We start from the raw sequence: 14,702 nt of genomic DNA on the forward strand, positions 1-14,702 counted from the left end.
GACCACTGTCCCACCGAGCGACCGGTCAGCGGACGCGAGATCTCACGTGTCGGGCAGCGGTCCGCGCCACGAGCGCGAGCAGGACGAGGCTGAGCAGCACCATGAGCGGCGCCCCGACCGACGTGGTCGAGTACGCGAGCGAGTAGCCGCCGGGCAGCACGGCGACGGAGAGCGCGGCCGCGAGCAGCGCCAGCCCCGTGCCCGTACGACGCCCCGCCGCCTCCCGTCCGGTGTCGCGTCGGGTGTCGCGCCCGGGGTCGCCCGGCGCGAGCGCCGCGGCCAGCAGGGGCAGCGCCCACAGCAGGTACCACGGGTAGAACGACCCGGACAGCAGCGCGACGGCGAGCACCGCCCAGCCGGCCCGCCGCAGGACCGCGGCCCGGTCGTCGCGGTGGTGCAGCGCCTGGACGAAGAGCACGACGAGCAGGACGGCGAGGACGCCGTACGCGATGAGCCGCAGAAGGGCGGTGGCGCGGTCGGCGACCGCCGCCCCGTCGCCGCCGGCGGCGCTCGCGACCCACCCGGCGACGGTCCCCCAGGCGGTCGGCACCGACAGCCACGTGCTCGCCAGACCCGGCGTCGACAGCGCCCGCACCCAGCCGAAGCCGAGCCCGCTCGCCAGGCTGACCAGCGCGAACACCGCTGCGGCGGCGAGGGATCCGGCCACCGTCCGCCCCACGACCGCGGCCGTGGACCGCCCCGGGGCGGCCGCCCACAGCAGCGCGAGGAACGGGACGGCCACCGCGGCCGGGGCCTTGACCGCGGCGGCGAGCGCGACGACGACGAGGGCGCCGAGCCACCGCCGGTCGGCGGCGAGCAGCGCGGCGAGGACGAGCCCGGCCGCCATGAGCGCGTCGTTGTGGGCGCCGGAGACCAGGTGGGTCAGGCCCAGTGGGGCGAGGGCGCCGAGCCACCCGGCGCGGGCGGCGGCGGCCGGTCCCGCCCCGAGCCGGGCGGCCAGGGCGGGTACGGCGAGGACGAGCACGGCGACGGCGGCGACGGCGAGCAGCCGCAGCAGGAGCAGTGCGAGCAGCAGGTGGCCGCCGGAGAGCGCGGCGACGGCGCGGGCGAGGTCGAGGAAGACCGGCCCGTACGGCGCCGGGGTGTCCAGCCAGGTCCGCGCGACGCTCTCCACCCAGGGGGAGGGCAGACCCCGGACGCCCTGGGTGTAGGGGTCGCCGCCGGTGTGCAGCAGCAGGCCCTGGGCGGCGTACGACCACACGTCCCGGCTGAAGAGCGGCGCGCTGAGCACGAGCGGGGCGCCCCACCAGGCCGTCGTGACGCGCACCGCGCGGGCGGTGTCGAGCCGGTCGCGCAGCGCCCACCACGCGTAGAGCAGGACGGCGGTGGCGAGGACGACGAGCAGGGCGGCGAGGTTCGACCCGCCCTCGGCGCGCCACGGGACCAGGCCCGGCCAGACGACGGGGGAGTACTCGTGCGGCACCGCCGCGCACCCCCACGAGGCGGCGGCGAGGACGAGCGAGGCGGCCGTGCCGGTCGCGCGCCAGGTGCGGGTGGACCCGCCGACCTGCGACGGGCGCAGCTGCGGGAGGGCCACACGGTCAGCATAGGTGGGTGCTACCTTCCGACGCGTGATGGTGCTCCCCCGCCTCGGGCTCGTCTTCCTCGCCTACAACAAGGCCGGGTCGAGCTCGATCGAGGCGGCCCTGCACGGCGAGCGGTCGGCGCTGTGGGAGGCGTACGCGCGGGTCGGGCACCAGGCGCTGCGCCGCCGGGGGCCGTGGAAGCACATGGACGCCCGCGAGTTCGAGTCGCTCTTCCGCTGGCGGCCGGCGGTGACGTCGCTGCACCGGGTCGCGGTCGTGCGCAACCCGTGGGACCGGATGGTCTCGGTCTACCACTACCAGCGCCAGAGCGTGCCGCAGAAGCACGGCCGCGCGACCGGGCTCGACTTCCGCGACTACGTCCTCGCCGGCGGGTCCGGCTCGGCGTTCACGACGTTCACCGACTTCGCCGGCGACGGGCACGGCCGGCTCAAGGTCGGCACGGTGCTGCGGGTCGAGTCGCTCGACGAGGACTTCACCGCGCTCTGCGCCGAGCGCGGGCTGAGCGGGGTGTCGTTGCCGCGCAAGAACACCAGCGCCCGGGGCGACTACCGCGAGCTGTACGACGACGAGACCCGCGAGGCCGTCGCCCGCGCCTTCGCCCCCGACATCGAGCGGTTCGGCTACACCTTCTGACCGCACGCGACAAGGACGTCTTCTTGCTTCCGATGTGACCGTCCTGAGCCGGGATCGGGCTCGGACGGGCACATCCGGAGCAAGAAGACGTCCCCTGGTGGTGGGTCGGGTCAGGCCTCGCTGACGCTGACGGCGAGCGCCTCGTCCTCGAGCTCCTCGACCTTCGTCTCCTCCTCGGCGTCGATGCCGCGCAGGTAGGGGCGGGTGACGGTGAGGGCGAGGACGGCGAGCAGGACGCCGCCGGCGCCGACCCAGAACGGCACGTGCACGTTGACCTCCTCGCCGAGCTTGCCCGCGAGCCACGGGGCGAGCGCCCCACCGAGGAAGCGCACGAAGCTGTACGCCGCCGACGCGGTGCCGCGCTCGACCGGGGCGGCCTTCATCACGGTCTCGGTGACGAGCGTGTTGTTGATGCCCAGGAAGAGACCGGCGACGATGACGCAGACGACGAGGACGGCCTTGGTGTCGGTGCCGATCGCCATGACCGCGAGCGTCGCGGCGAGCAGCGTGAGGTTGACCAGCAGGGTCGGCACGGTGCCGAACCGGTGCTGCAGCCGCGGGGCGACGACGACCGAGGTGAAGGCGAGGCAGACGCCCCAGCCGAAGAAGATCAGGCCGATCCGGTGCGCGTCCATGTCGAGCGGGAACGGCGTGTAGGCCAGCAGCGTGAAGAAGCCGAAGTTGTAGAGCAGCGCGGTGATCGCGACGCCGAGCAGGCCGCGGTGGCGCAGCGCCCGGAACGGGTCGGCGAGGCTGGTCGGCTTGGCGGCCGGCGGGGTTGCGGGCAGCGCGAAGGCGGTGACGACGACGGCGATGGCCATGAGGACGGAGACGCCGAAGAACGGCCCGCGCCAGGAGATCCCGCCGAGCAGGCCGCCGACGAGGGGGCCGACGGCGATGCCGAGGCCGAGCGCGGCCTCGTACAGGATGATCGCCTGGGCGACCGAGCCGCGGGCCGAGCTGACGATCGTCGCGAGGGCGGTGGCGACGAACAGCGCGTTGCCGAGACCCCACAGCGCGCGCCAGCCGACGATGGCCATGACGGTCTGCGACGACCCGGCGAGACCCGCGCCGATGATGATGATGACGAGGCCGGCGAGCAGCGTCTTCTTCGCGCCGATGCGGCTGGAGACGACGCCGGTGACGAGCATCGCGACGCCCATGACGGCCATGTAGCTGGTGAAGAGGAGCGAGACCTGCGACGCGCTGGCGTGCAGCTGGTCGGCGATCGGCTTGAGGATGGGGTCGACGAGCCCGATGCCCATGAAGGCGATGACGGACGCGAAGGCGACGGCCCAGACGGCCTTGGGTTGGCGCCACATGGGCGATCAGCTCTCCTTGCGATGGGGGGTGGTGGACGAGGGGGTGCCGGTGGCGTCGCGCTGCGCGGCGGCGACGAGCCGCTGCAGGACGGGGACCGCGCGCTCGAGGGCGGCGAGGTCGTCGCCGTCGAGCTGGGTCACGTACGGCGCGAGCACCGCACCGCGGGCCTCACGGGCCCGGTCGAGCAGCCGGCGGCCGGCGGCGGTCACCGACACGAGGACCGCCCGGGCGTCGCTGGGGTCGTCGACCCGGTCGACGAGGCCCTGCGCCTCGAGGCGGCGGACCTGGGCCGTCATCGTCGGCTGCGAGCAGCTGTCGAGGGCGGCGAGGTCACCGATCCGGGCCGGGCCGCGCTCGTCGACGAGCGCGAGCAGCCGGACCTGCGCGAACGGCAGGTCCAGGCCCGCCTGCTGCGTGGCGAACCGGTTGAGCCGGGCGACGGCCGAGAGCAGGTCCGACCCGAGGGCGTCCGCGGAGGCGGTACGACGATCGGCCAGGTTGCTCATAGAAACCAGTTTTGCATAGGCAACCTATGTAATGCAACGCAGCGAAGGCCTCGTCCTCCGACGACCGAACCGTTACGGTGCGAGGGCCGGGGGGCAGGGGGACCGCAGGGGGGCGGAACCGGAGGGCCGACGCGATGCGGGACGAGCACGAGGGACGCGGGCAGGGCAGGACGCCGACCGATGGGGGACGTCGTCGTCGCCGCAGGTGGCTGGCCGCGGTGGCGGGGCTCGTCCTCGGCGCCGGTGCGGGGCTGGTGACGGCCGGGGCGGCGTACGGCGCCCCGCAGGAGGCGTCGACCTGCCTGGGGCTGCCGGTCACCGTCTCGGGGACGGCCGGGGACGACGTCATCTACGCGACGACGGGCCCCGACGTCATCGCCGGCGGCGCGGGGGACGACCGGATCTACGGCTACGCCGGGGACGACGTCATCTGCGGTGGCCCGGGCGACGACGTCGTGAGCGGCGGTCCCGGCGACGACCGGATCGACACGGGTCTCGGCCGGGACTTCGTCCAGGGCGAGGACGGGGACGACATCGTGACGACGGGCGACTCCGGGGAGGGCTCCGTCACGGCGCTCACCGGGAACGGGGACGACAGCGTGCAGCTCGGCAAGGGGTCCTCCCGCGTCCGCACCGGTCCGGGTGACGACCACGTGACGATGTCGTCGCACGCGGGGCAGGCCTTCATCGACACCAAGGAGGGCGACGACGTCGTCGACGGCATCGCCACCCCGGGCGCCGCCGCGAGCCGGGTGCGGCTGGGTGACGGGAACGACCTCTCGACGCTGCGGGCCGGGCTGGTGCTCGGCAACGCCGGTGACGACCGGATCTTCTTCGCGCTCACGGCGCAGGGCGACGACGGGGACGACACGATCGGCTCGATCCGCCGGCAGACCGGGGTCCGCTACGACGGCGGGGACGGTGACGACACCCTCTACGGCGCGCAGACCCTGGACGGCGGGCCGGGTGACGACCTCGTCCACCCCGGTCTCGTCGCCGTCGCCGGCGTCGCGGTCGAGGGCGGCCCGGGGGACGACGTCCTCTACGGCACCCGGGGACCCGACGTGCTGCACGGCGGGCCCGGTGACGACACCCTCTACGGCAACGGCGGGACCGACCGGCTGTACGGCGACGCCGGCTCGGACCGGCTCAACCCCAAGGGCGGTGACCCCACGACCCTCGACGGCGGCCCCGGCCGGGACCTGTGCCACGACGTCGGCGGGCCGACCTTCGTCTCGTGCGAGGTGGTCTACCCGAGGGCCTGAGCCCGCGCCGCCGTCGAGGTCCCGGACGCTGCGGTCACATCCCGCCGACGGCGGTGTCGTCCCAGGTGACGACCTGCCAACCGGTCTGCGGCGACCCCTCGAGGGCGACGACCGCGGTGTTGCCGAGGCGGGTCCGCGAGACGAAGTCGCGGTCGACGTTGCCCGCGCGCAGGCCGCACCAGGCGCGGATCGCCGCGCCGTGGCTGACGACCATCGCGCAGGCGTGGTCGGCGGCCTCGGCGACGACGGCGTCGTACCGCTGCAGCACCTCGGCGCCGGTCTCCCCGCCGGGGACCCGCGCGTCGAGCTCGCCGGAGAACCAGCGGCCGATGACCTCGAGGTAGGCCTTCCACTCCTCGGGGTCGCCGGTCATCTCCCAGTCCCCGGCCTGGATCTCGCGCAGGCCGCCGCGCACCTGCGGGGTGAGGCCGCGCGCGGCGGCGTACGGCGCCGCGGTCTGGTGGGTGCGCACGAGGTCGGAGACGAACAGCGCGTCGACCGGCTCGTCGGCGAGCCGCGCGACGAGGCCCCGCGCCTGATCGCGGCCCGTGTCGGTGAGGTCCGCGCCGGGGACCGCGGTGTCGAGGAGCATGCCGACGTTGTTCGGGGTCTCACCGTGTCGGACGAGCAGCAGGCGCACGCCGCGACCCTAGCCGGGCAGGAGGAGACGCCCGGCGACGGCCACCAGCAGCGGCACGAGCCCGAGGAGCACGACGACCGTGTCGCGACGGTGCCACGGGGCCCCGCCCGCCCAGGTCCGCTCGTGGGCCGCGCCGAAGCCGCGGGCGTCCATGGCCACCGCGAGCACGGCGGCGTCGTCGAGGGCGCCGACGAGCAGGCCGAACGTCGTCGCGAGGACGTCGCGCCCGCGCGCCAGCGGTGACCGGCCGCCGCCGACCCCGCGTACCCGCCGGGCCGTACGGAGCTCCGCCCACAGGTCGCCGAGCGCCTGGAACCGCTGCAGGGCGACGGAGATCGCGACGACCGGCCGGGCCGGCAGCCGCAGGCGCTGGGCGAGGTGGTCGCCGAGCGCGTCCGGGTCGACGTACGCGAGCAGGACCACCGACGGGACGACCATCGTCAGGACCCGCAGCCCGGCACCGGCCGCGACGGCGACGTCGTGACCGCCGAGCAGCCACGTCGACCAGACCACACCGGCCACACCGACGACCGGCCCGACGAGCCGGGTCGCGAGGCGCCGCAGGCGTCCTCCCGGCCTCGCGCCCTCGCCGGGGGCCGCGAGGGCGACGCCGGCGAGCAGCAGCTCGGCGACCAGGACGAGCAGACCCTGGGTCCACGACGTGAGGACCGCGGGCAGCGGCAGGACGAGAGCCGAGGCGAGCAGGAGGGCGAGGGGCCCGCACCGCGCGGCGAGGGGACTCCGTACGGCGGCCTCCGCCGCGGGAGGAGCGACGGGCCGCTCGACCCGGTGCACCGTGTCGGCGCGCGCGACGAGGCCGGCGTCGTGCGTGGTGACGAGGACCCCGGAGCCGGCGGCGCGCAGCGAGGCGAGGACGCCCGTGACCGCGGCCCAGGTGTGCCGGTCCTGCCCGACCGTCGGTTCGTCGGCCAGCAGCAACGCGGGCTGGTGGACGGCGGCCGCGGCGAGCGCGAGCCGACGCTGCTCGCCGCCGGAGAGCCGGCGCGGGTCGAGGCCGGCGCGGTGCGCGAGCCCGAGCCCCTCGAGCAGCGCGTCGGCACGCGCCCTGGTCTCGGCGTCGTCGCGGCCGAGCGCGCGCGGGGTGGCGAGCACCTCGTCGCGCACGGTCCGGGCGACGACGGTGCTGGCCGCGCGCTGCGGCACCCACGCGACGCGGGCGGCGAGGTCGCGGGCCGGCAGGCGGTGCGGTGGGCGGGCGGCCTCCGTCGCCCAGGACACGGACCCGGTGTCGGGGGCGACGAGCCCGCCGACGGTCGCCATGAGGGTCGACTTCCCCGCCCCGCTCGGGCCGACGAGGGCACTGACGCGACCGGCGGGCACGTCGAGGTCGGCTCGGTCGACCGCGAGGGTCTCGCGGGCCGGGCCGGACAGGGTCCGTGAAGTCCGGCGCACGGTGACCCGGTGGGCGCTCGCGACGGGCTCGCCCGGCGCCACCTCGGGCGGTCCCCACCGCAGGTCGAGCGCTGTGGGCGCCGGGTCGGGGCGCCCGGGCAGCCACACCCCGGCGGCGAGGAGGGCGTCGGCCTGCTGCGACATCACCTGCTCCGGCTCGCCGTCGGCGAGCGGGACCCCGCCCGGGCCGAGGACGACGAGCCGGTCGACGTGGTCGAGCCACGGCCCGAGGCGGTGCTCGACGACGACGAGGGTGAGCCCGCGCCGGGCCGCGACGTCGACGACGACGTCGCGCACCGTCGTCGCGGTCGCCTCGTCGAGCATCGCGAGGGGTTCGTCGAGCAGCAGCAGCCGCGGGGCCAGCGCGAGGGCGCCGGCCAGGGCGAGCCGTTGTTGCTCCCCACCCGACAGCGTCGAGGGCGGCGTCGACAGCGGCAGGTCGAGCCGCACGTCGCGCAGCGCCTCGGCGACGGGTGCAGCCATCGCGGCCGGCGGCAGGCCCAGGTTCTCCAGCCCGAAGGCGACGTCGCGCCCCACCGTCGAGGCGACGACGCCCGAGCCCGGGTCCTGCAGGACGAGGCCGACGGTGCCGGGCCGCGCCTGCGGGTCGGCACCGTCGAGGAGCACCTCGCCGTCGAGGTCGCCGGCGTCGGCGGTGAGCAGCAGCCCACCGAGCGCGCGCAGCAGGCTGGACTTCCCGGACCCGCTCGGCCCGGCGAGCAGCACGCGCTCGCCGGGCTCGAGGTCGAGGGTGACGTCGCGCAGGACGGGCTCGGGGGCGCCGTACGGACGCCAGGTGAGCCTGCGGACCTGCACGGCCGCGCCGCCACGGGTGCGGGACGCGGGCTCGAGCCGGGCGGTCAGCTCAGACCGCCCGGGCCTCGCGCTCCTCCTGGCCCGGCGGGAACGGGGTCAGCGCCCCGGCCCGGGCCAGGCCGCGGGTGAGCAGCCACCCGAGGCCGCCGGCGATGACGGCGCCGGACGCGGTGAGGATGAACAGGTAGGCGATCTTGTAGGCCCAGTCCCAGTCGGTCCAGTACGCGAACCACTCGTAGACGACCTCGAGCGGGGCCGACAGGGCGCCGGCGAGGACGGCGGCCCCGAGCCCGAAGGCGGCGTACCCGAGGATCGCGAAGGCGATCTCGGCGCCGATCCCCTGGAGGCTGCCGGACAGCAGGGTGGCCGCACCGCCCCACTGGTTGCCGACGAGCGCCTCGACGACGGCGGCGACGAGCTCGACGAAGAACGCCGCCCCGGGGCGCCGGATGACCAGGCCGCCGACGACGCCGGCCATCAGCCAGGGCGCGCCGGTGATGCCCTGCAGGGGCGGGAAGACGGCGGCGAGGCCGTTGGCGGGGGCCTGGTAGGCGAGCGCCCAGCCCCAGTAGGCGACCCCGAACGCGACGCCGAGGACGGCGGCGGTGATGAGGTCGATGGTGCGCCAGCGCGTCAGCGGACGCGTGGCGAGGATGGTCCGACCGCGGCGGGCCGCCTCGGAGGACAGACGGGTAGAGCTCATCGGTGATCGACTCCCTTCGCCGGTGCTAACCGGAGCAGGTTCGAGGGTCTGCGGTCGGACCGCACTCTCAGCGCTCGGAGGCGCTCCCCTGTCGTGGGTGGTGGTGAGCCGACTGTAACCCGCCAGGTGTGAAAGGGTCGAGCCAGCGGGTACGACGACCCGCGAGCGCGCCTCCCGTGAGCCGCGCGACACGTCCCGAACCAGGAGGCAGTCATGGGTCCCACCGCGTGGAAGCTGCTCGGCACCGCCGCGGCCGTCGCCGCGGGCTCGGTCGCCAACAAGGTCGTCAGCGGCGTCTGGGAGAAGGCCGCCGGCAAGCCGGCGCCGAACGACCCGCTCAACACCGACGACGTGTCGTGGAAGGAGGCGCTGCTCTTCGCCGCGCTCTCCGGGCTCGTCATCCAGCTGACCCGGGTCGCCGCCCAGCGCAAGGCCGCGCAGATGTACCAGAAGCGCGCCGGTCACCTGCCGAAGGCCATCGCCGACCGGATCTGAGGTCGCGAGCCGGCGTCGGTGTCGACGTTCCTCGAAGATCGTCGAGGAACGGGGGCGGGCAGCCCGGATCCGGCGTCGTTGCTCGAAGCTCTTCGAGCCGGAACGCGCCGCTACTCCCGCACGCGGCCCACAGCGAGGACGTGCGGCGACAGGTCGCGCACCCGCGGTAGGTGCCCGAACCGACGAGCCAGCAGCGACGCCGCCTGGTGGGCCTCCTCGTCGACCTCGGCCAGCTGCTCGAAGGCGAACCCGTCCGGTCCCTCGACGGCGAACACCTCGACGTCGTCGAGCCCCGCGTCGGTCAGCTCGTCGGCCAGTTCCTGTGCGGTGTGGAAGTGTCCTCCCGGGAAGCGACCGAAAGCCGTCGGGTCGCCGCGCTCGAGCAGCGCGGTCCACTCGTGCGTCGACACCGGGGGCAGCCCCCGCGCGGTGAGCATCGAGGTGAGGCGGGCGAGGCGGGGGATGGCGGCGGCGACCACCCAGCCGCCGGGGCGCACGACGCGGGCCGCCTCGCGCAGCGCCGTCAGCCGGTCGGCGCGCGAGGCCAGGTGGTAGAGCGGGCCGAGCAGCAGCGCCGCGTCCGCCCAGTCGTCCTCGACCTCGAGCCGACGCGCGTCGCCGACCACGGCCCGGAACGTCCCGACCCGTGCCGCCTGCGCCACCTGGGCCGGCACGGGGTCGACGAGGACGACGTCGTACCCGGCCGCCGCGAGAGCAGCCGCGTGCACCCCGGTCGCGCCCCCGACGTCGACGACGCGCGAGCCGGCGGGGATCAGCCCCCGCACGACCTCCTGCACCCGCTCGAGCTCTAGCCGCCCCTGCGCCGACCGCGTGGTCAGCCGCTCGGCCTCGACGAACTCGTCGGTGTAGTAGGCCTGCAGGCGCGCGTCCAGCTCCGGCTGCTCCACGACGACCGGCTCGCTCGGACCGTCAGGCCGTCGCGTGGTACGCGCGGTAGTTGGTCATCCGCACGACGGCGCCGCGACCGGTGCCGTGCAGGACCCTCACCCGCGGCCGGGGCACCAGGGTGTCGAGCGGGGCCAGGTCGGCCTGCCGGTCGTCGGTCGTGTGGACGGACGCCGACCCGGTCAGCTGCACCCAGCTCGTCGCCCCGGCGATGCTGTGCGCCCCCACACGCAGGTCGACGACGTCGATGTGCGCGACCATCCGGGCGCTCTTGGTCATGACGTTGAGGATCTGCACCGCGCCGTCGTCGGGCCGGGCGAACACCCGTGCCTCCGCGTCGAAGCGGAACGTCTCGAAGGGCGCCACCGTGTGCGCCACGCCGTCGACGTCGAGGGTCATCCCGCCTCCGTGGACCGGCATGACGGTCCGCTGCACGCCGTGGAAGGTCGACAGCTCGACCTCGTCGGTGACCTCGGCGACGCTGATCCGCCAGACGAAGTCGGGGCCGACGACGCCGAGCAGCCGGCGGGCCAGCTCACGGGTCGAGCCGTGGCCGTTGTTCCACGGCCGCGGCGCCTTGTCGGCGAACCGCTCGACGCCCAGCCGGTCGGTGGGGGTGCCGTTCACGAACGACCCCCGGGGAGGGCGGGCAGGGTCGCGGAAAGGGTCCGGGCGAGAGGCACACCAGGACGATAGGCCAGGTGCCGGTACGACGGTGCGTCGAGCACCGTCAGACCCGGCCTCGCCCCGACGGTGACCCGCCCGAGGTCGGGGCGGCGCAGCGCGGTCGCCCCACCGAGGGTCGCGGCCCGCACGGCCTCGGCCGGGGTCAGCCCCATCTCGCGGACGGCGAGGGCGATGACGAACGGCATCGACGACGAGCTGCACGTGCCCGGGTTGCAGTCGGTGGCGACGGCGATCGACACGCCGGCGTCGAGCAGCCCGCGCGCGTCCGGGTACGGCGAGCGGGTCGAGAACTCGACCCCGGGAAGCAGCGTGGCGACGGTGTCGCTGCCGGCGAGGGCGTCGACGTCCGCGTCGGTGAGGTAGGTGCAGTGGTCGACCGCGGCCGCGCCGAGCTCGACGGCCAGCCGCACCCCCGGCCCGGGGCCGAGCTGGCCGCCGTGGACGCGCAGCCCGAGCCCGGCGTCGCGGGCGGCCTCCAGCACGGTGCGCGACTCGTCGCCGTCGAAGGCGTGCGCGCTGCCCGGCTCGCAGAAGACGTCGGCCCAGCGGGCGTACGGCGTCGCGGCGGCCAGCATCGGGCCCGTCACCAGGGCGACGTACTCCTCGCGCCGACCGGCGTAGGCGGGCGGGACGACGTGCGCGCCGAGGAAGGTCACCTCGTCGGTGACCTCGGCGGCCAGCCGCAGCAGCCGCGTCTCAGCGGCGAGGTCGAGGCCGTAGCCCGACTTGATCTCGACCGCGCCCGTGCCCTGGGCGCGCAGCTCGGCGACGCGCACGGCGAGCAGCGCCCGCAGCTCGTCGTCGCCCGCCGCGGCGGTGGCGGCGACCGTGGTGGCGATCCCACCGCCGTCGTACGGCGTCCCGGCCATCCGGGCCTCGAACTCGGCCGCCCGGTCGCCGGCGAAGACGAGGTGGGTGTGGCTGTCGACGAAGGCCGGGAGGACCGCGCGGCCGTCGACGTCGAGGACCTCGTCGGCCGCCGGCGCGTCGGACGCGGCACCGACCCAGGCGACCGCCCCGTCGTCCTCGACGACGACGGCGGCGTCGGCGAGCAGCCCGAGCGGGTCGGTGCCGCTGGTGCGGGCCTCGTCGAGCGTCGTCAGCTCGCCGATGCCGGTGACGAGGAGGGTCACAGGTCGTCCCGCAGCAGGTCGAACGCGTCCCGGTAGAGCGGCCCGACGGGGCCGAGCCGGACGTGCTCGCCGCGGTCGACGACGACGTGGCCGCCGACGACGACGGTGTCGACGTCGGCGGCGGTGGCGCAGTACAGGATCTGCGCGGGCCGGGCGCCCATGGTGCGGACGGTGTCGTCGCGGACGGCGACGAAGTCGGCGAGCCGCCCGGGGGCGATGGCGCCGCCGTCCTCGACGCCGAGCGAGCGGTAGCCGTCGACCGAGGCCGCGTCGAGCAGCTCCTCGGGGCTGAACCGGCCGCGCTCGTTGGTGGCGAGGCGCTCGTGCATCTCGAGCCCGCGGATCTCCTCGAACGGGTCGATGACCGCGTGCTGGTCCGAGCCGAGGGTGAGGTGCGCGCCGGCGTCGGCGAGGGCGCGCGCCGGGCCGATCCCGTCCGCGAGGTCGCGCTCGGTCGTCGGGCAGAAGGAGGCCATCGTCTCCGCGTCGCCGAGCAGCGCGATGTCCCGCTCGGTGAGGTGGGTGGCGTGGACGGCGGTGAGCGTCGGGCGCAGCAGCCCGGCCTCGTCGAGCAGCTCGGTCGGCGTGCGCCCGTAGTGGACCGACGTCGCGACGTTCTCGGCCGGCTGCTCCGAGAGGTGCACGTGCACGGGCATGCCGGCGTCGACCGCGTCGACCGCTGTGGCGGCGGCGCGCAGATCCTCGCGGGGGACGGCGCGCACCGAGTGGACGGCGGCGCCGAGGGTCACCCCGGGCCTGCTCCCCAGGACCTCGCGGCGGCCGGCGAGCCGGGCGGCCCAGGCGTCGACGCTGCCGTCGGTGAAGCGCCGCTGCTCCTCCTCGAGGGGCACGTGCCCCTCGCCGGTGAGGCCGCCGGTGAGGTAGAGCGTGTCGAGCAGCGTCAGCCGGATCCCCGCGTCGGACGCGGCGTGCACGAGCGCCTCGCCCATCGCGTGCGGGTCGGCGTAGGGGCGCCCGACGGGGGTGTGGTGCACGTAGTGGAACTCGCCGACGGCGGTCATCCCCGACAGGACCATCTCGGCGTACGTCGCCCGGGCGAGCGCGAGGTAGGTGTCGGGGGAGAGGCGCAGCGCGACGTCGTACATCTGCTGGCGCCACGTCCAGAAGCTGCCGTGGCTGCCCTGCGAGCGGCCGCGCAGCGCGCGGTGGAAGGCGTGGCTGTGCGTGTTGGCGAGGCCGGGGAGCAGCACGCCGGGCAGGACGACGTCGTCGTGGTGCAGGTGCTGGTTGGTGCTCACCTCGGTGATCCGGTCGCCCTCGACGTGCACCCGGACGCCGACGGCGGCGCCGGCGGGCAGCAGCGCGTGCTCGGCGAAGTACGTCGTCGAGCTCATGCCTCGGCCCCCGTGAGGTCGGCGAGGACGGTCGCCAGCGCGGCGACGCCGGCGTGGCAGTCGTCGCGCTCGGCGTGCTCGTCGGGGGAGTGCGACGTCCCGGTCGGGTTGCGCACGAACAGCATCGCCGTCCGTCTGCCGTCCTGGGCAAGGATCCCGGCGTCGTGGCCGGCGCCGGTGCCGAGCACCGGGGCGTCGCCGAGCAGCCCGGCGAGGTGGGCGACCAGTCCTGTGTCGAAGCGGGTCGTCGGGGTCCACGACTCCTGCTCCATGGGGGTGCGCACGGCCGCCGCCCGGGCGGCGATCTCGTCCACGAGACGCCGTACGGCGTCCTCGTCGGCGCCCCGCGCGTCGAGCCAGCCGGTGACCCTCGACGGGATCGCGTTGACCCCGCCGGGCTCGACGCGGACCTTGCCGTTCGTCGCGACGCACCCGTGCTGCTGCGCGAGACGGCGCACGTCGAGGACGAGACCGGCCCAGGTGAGCATCGCGTCGTCGCGGTCGTCAAGCCGGGTGGTGCCGGCGTGGTCGGCCCGGCCGGGGACCTCGAGCCGCCAGCGGCCGTGCGGCCAGATGTCGGAGCCGACGGCGACGGCGGAGCGGGTCTGGTCGTAGCGGTCCGCGTCGGCGAGGGCGCGGCCCTGCTCGACGTGCAGCTCGACGAAGGTGCCGACCCGGGCGAGGGCCTCCTCGTCGCGGCCGAGGTGCCGCGGGTCGCGGCCGGCGCCGTCCAGCGCCTGCGCCATCGTCACGCCGTCGGCGTCGCGCAGGGCGAGCGCGCGGTCGGGGGTCAGCTGCCCGGTGAGCAGCCGCGACCCGGCGCAGGCGATGCCGAAGCGGGCGCCCTCCTCGTCGCCGAAGCAGGCCACGCCGATGGGTACGGCCGGCTCGTGGCCCTGCGCGCGGAGCGCGTCGACGGCGGCGAGGGCGGAGACGACGCCGAGCGGGCCGTCGTACGCCCCGCCGTCGGGGACGGAGTCGAGGTGCGAGCCGACGACGACGCCGGGACGGCCGGCGGCCACGGCGGCGTCCGGGTCACCCCACCAGCCCCACAGGTTGCCGGCGCGGTCCTCCACGACGTCGAGGCCGCGGGAGGCGCACTCGCCGGTGAACCACTCGCGCAGCTGCGCGTCCTGCGGCGTCCACGCGTAGCGGCGGTAGCCGCCGGTGCCGGCGTCGCGCCCGACGGGCAGCAGGTCGTCCCACAGGCGGTCGAACGACCGGGTCGGGGCCGCCGCGGCGGGCGTGGTGCTCACCGG

The 14,702-nt window shown here is 75.8% G+C and carries 14 protein-coding genes and 1 riboswitch; of the genes, 3 read left to right on the plus strand and 11 right to left on the minus strand.

Features of this window, described 5'->3' with window-relative positions:
• Nucleotides 1-25: 25 nt before the first annotated feature.
• On the minus strand, nucleotides 26-1,558 hold the full coding sequence (gene mptB, locus FB458_RS08325; RefSeq protein ID WP_141848087.1) for a polyprenol phosphomannose-dependent alpha 1,6 mannosyltransferase MptB: 1,533 nt from the start codon (nucleotides 1,556-1,558) through the stop codon (nucleotides 26-28).
• A gap of 37 nt (nucleotides 1,559-1,595) precedes the next feature.
• Here mptB and FB458_RS08330 point away from each other — a divergent pair, with 37 nt between their 5' ends.
• Complete coding sequence (locus tag FB458_RS08330) at nucleotides 1,596-2,201, plus strand: sulfotransferase family 2 domain-containing protein (protein ID WP_246061517.1); 606 nt, start codon at nucleotides 1,596-1,598, stop codon at nucleotides 2,199-2,201.
• Nucleotides 2,202-2,311: 110 nt separating this feature from the next.
• On the opposite strand, the gene FB458_RS08335 is transcribed toward FB458_RS08330, so the two are convergent.
• Both FB458_RS08335 and FB458_RS08340 read right to left on the minus strand, forming a co-directional pair.
• Nucleotides 2,312-3,523 (minus strand): MFS transporter, encoded by a 1,212-nt coding sequence (locus tag FB458_RS08335; protein ID WP_141848089.1) that lies wholly within the window; start codon nucleotides 3,521-3,523, stop codon nucleotides 2,312-2,314.
• A gap of 6 nt (nucleotides 3,524-3,529) precedes the next feature.
• On the minus strand, nucleotides 3,530-4,030 hold the full coding sequence (locus tag FB458_RS08340) for a MarR family winged helix-turn-helix transcriptional regulator (protein ID WP_141848090.1): 501 nt from the start codon (nucleotides 4,028-4,030) through the stop codon (nucleotides 3,530-3,532).
• A gap of 134 nt (nucleotides 4,031-4,164) precedes the next feature.
• Between FB458_RS08340 and FB458_RS08345 the strand changes: the two genes are divergently transcribed.
• Entirely contained in the window at nucleotides 4,165-5,295 is a 1,131-nt protein-coding gene (locus FB458_RS08345; protein ID WP_141848091.1) for a calcium-binding protein, read from the plus strand.
• A gap of 34 nt (nucleotides 5,296-5,329) precedes the next feature.
• Here FB458_RS08345 and FB458_RS08350 read toward each other — a convergent pair whose 3' ends face one another.
• The 3 genes from FB458_RS08350 to FB458_RS08360 form a co-directional block, all read right to left on the minus strand.
• Nucleotides 5,330-5,935 (minus strand): histidine phosphatase family protein, encoded by a 606-nt coding sequence (locus FB458_RS08350; RefSeq protein ID WP_141848092.1) that lies wholly within the window; start codon nucleotides 5,933-5,935, stop codon nucleotides 5,330-5,332.
• A gap of 9 nt (nucleotides 5,936-5,944) precedes the next feature.
• Complete coding sequence (locus FB458_RS08355) at nucleotides 5,945-8,164, minus strand: ATP-binding cassette domain-containing protein (protein ID WP_211355971.1); 2,220 nt, start codon at nucleotides 8,162-8,164, stop codon at nucleotides 5,945-5,947.
• Between the two features lie 49 nt (nucleotides 8,165-8,213).
• Nucleotides 8,214-8,867, minus strand: coding sequence for an ECF transporter S component (locus FB458_RS08360; protein WP_141848094.1), 654 nt, complete (start codon nucleotides 8,865-8,867; stop codon nucleotides 8,214-8,216).
• A riboswitch (TPP riboswitch) is annotated at nucleotides 8,862-8,967 on the minus strand. It overlaps the preceding gene by 6 nt.
• A gap of 113 nt (nucleotides 8,968-9,080) precedes the next feature.
• On the opposite strand from FB458_RS08360, the gene FB458_RS08365 reads away from it, so the two are divergent.
• Nucleotides 9,081-9,362 carry a DUF4235 domain-containing protein gene (locus tag FB458_RS08365; RefSeq protein ID WP_141848095.1) on the plus strand — a complete coding sequence of 94 codons (282 nt, stop codon included), beginning with the start codon at nucleotides 9,081-9,083 and terminating at the stop codon, nucleotides 9,360-9,362.
• A 110-nt stretch (nucleotides 9,363-9,472) separates the two neighbouring features.
• Here the strand turns inward: FB458_RS08365 and FB458_RS08370 are convergent, their stop codons facing one another.
• Genes FB458_RS08370 through FB458_RS08390 form a run of 5 tightly spaced genes read right to left on the minus strand, consistent with a single transcriptional unit; the run spans nucleotide 9,473 to nucleotide 14,699 of the window.
• A complete protein-coding gene (locus FB458_RS08370) occupies nucleotides 9,473-10,270 on the minus strand; it encodes a class I SAM-dependent methyltransferase (protein ID WP_141848096.1) in 798 nt (265 codons plus the stop codon).
• A gap of 22 nt (nucleotides 10,271-10,292) precedes the next feature.
• Nucleotides 10,293-10,895: a HutD/Ves family protein gene (locus FB458_RS08375; RefSeq protein WP_141848097.1), complete on the minus strand. Its 603-nt coding sequence runs from the start codon at nucleotides 10,893-10,895 to the stop codon at nucleotides 10,293-10,295.
• Nucleotides 10,892-12,088 carry an imidazolonepropionase gene (hutI, locus tag FB458_RS08380; protein ID WP_141848098.1) on the minus strand — a complete coding sequence of 399 codons (1,197 nt, stop codon included), beginning with the start codon at nucleotides 12,086-12,088 and terminating at the stop codon, nucleotides 10,892-10,894. Before hutI ends, FB458_RS08375 begins: the two co-directional genes overlap by 4 nt.
• Complete coding sequence (locus tag FB458_RS08385) at nucleotides 12,085-13,443, minus strand: formimidoylglutamate deiminase (protein WP_141848099.1); 1,359 nt, start codon at nucleotides 13,441-13,443, stop codon at nucleotides 12,085-12,087. The genes hutI and FB458_RS08385 overlap by 4 nt, the downstream gene beginning before the upstream one ends.
• Nucleotides 13,440-14,699, minus strand: a complete 1,260-nt coding sequence (locus FB458_RS08390; RefSeq protein ID WP_246061125.1) for an allantoate amidohydrolase — start codon at nucleotides 14,697-14,699, stop codon at nucleotides 13,440-13,442. The genes FB458_RS08385 and FB458_RS08390 overlap by 4 nt, the downstream gene beginning before the upstream one ends.
• Nucleotides 14,700-14,702: the final 3 nt, after the last annotated feature.

It is taken from the genome of Lapillicoccus jejuensis (assembly GCF_006715055.1).
GTDB lineage: Bacteria > Actinomycetota > Actinomycetes > Actinomycetales > Dermatophilaceae > Lapillicoccus > Lapillicoccus jejuensis.

Coding starts and splice junctions, on each gene's coding strand:
- FB458_RS08335 (WP_141848089.1), bottom strand. CDS start 3,523: ATGTGGCGCCAACCCAAGGCCGTCTGGGCCGTCGCCTTCGCGTCCGTC.
- FB458_RS08385 (WP_141848099.1), bottom strand. CDS start 13,443: ATGAGCTCGACGACGTACTTCGCCGAGCACGCGCTGCTGCCCGCCGGC.
- FB458_RS08360 (WP_141848094.1), bottom strand. CDS start 8,867: ATGAGCTCTACCCGTCTGTCCTCCGAGGCGGCCCGCCGCGGTCGGACC.
- FB458_RS08365 (WP_141848095.1), top strand. CDS start 9,081: ATGGGTCCCACCGCGTGGAAGCTGCTCGGCACCGCCGCGGCCGTCGCC.
- FB458_RS08330 (WP_246061517.1), top strand. CDS start 1,596: ATGGTGCTCCCCCGCCTCGGGCTCGTCTTCCTCGCCTACAACAAGGCC.
- FB458_RS08340 (WP_141848090.1), bottom strand. CDS start 4,030: ATGAGCAACCTGGCCGATCGTCGTACCGCCTCCGCGGACGCCCTCGGG.
- FB458_RS08345 (WP_141848091.1), top strand. CDS start 4,165: ATGCGGGACGAGCACGAGGGACGCGGGCAGGGCAGGACGCCGACCGAT.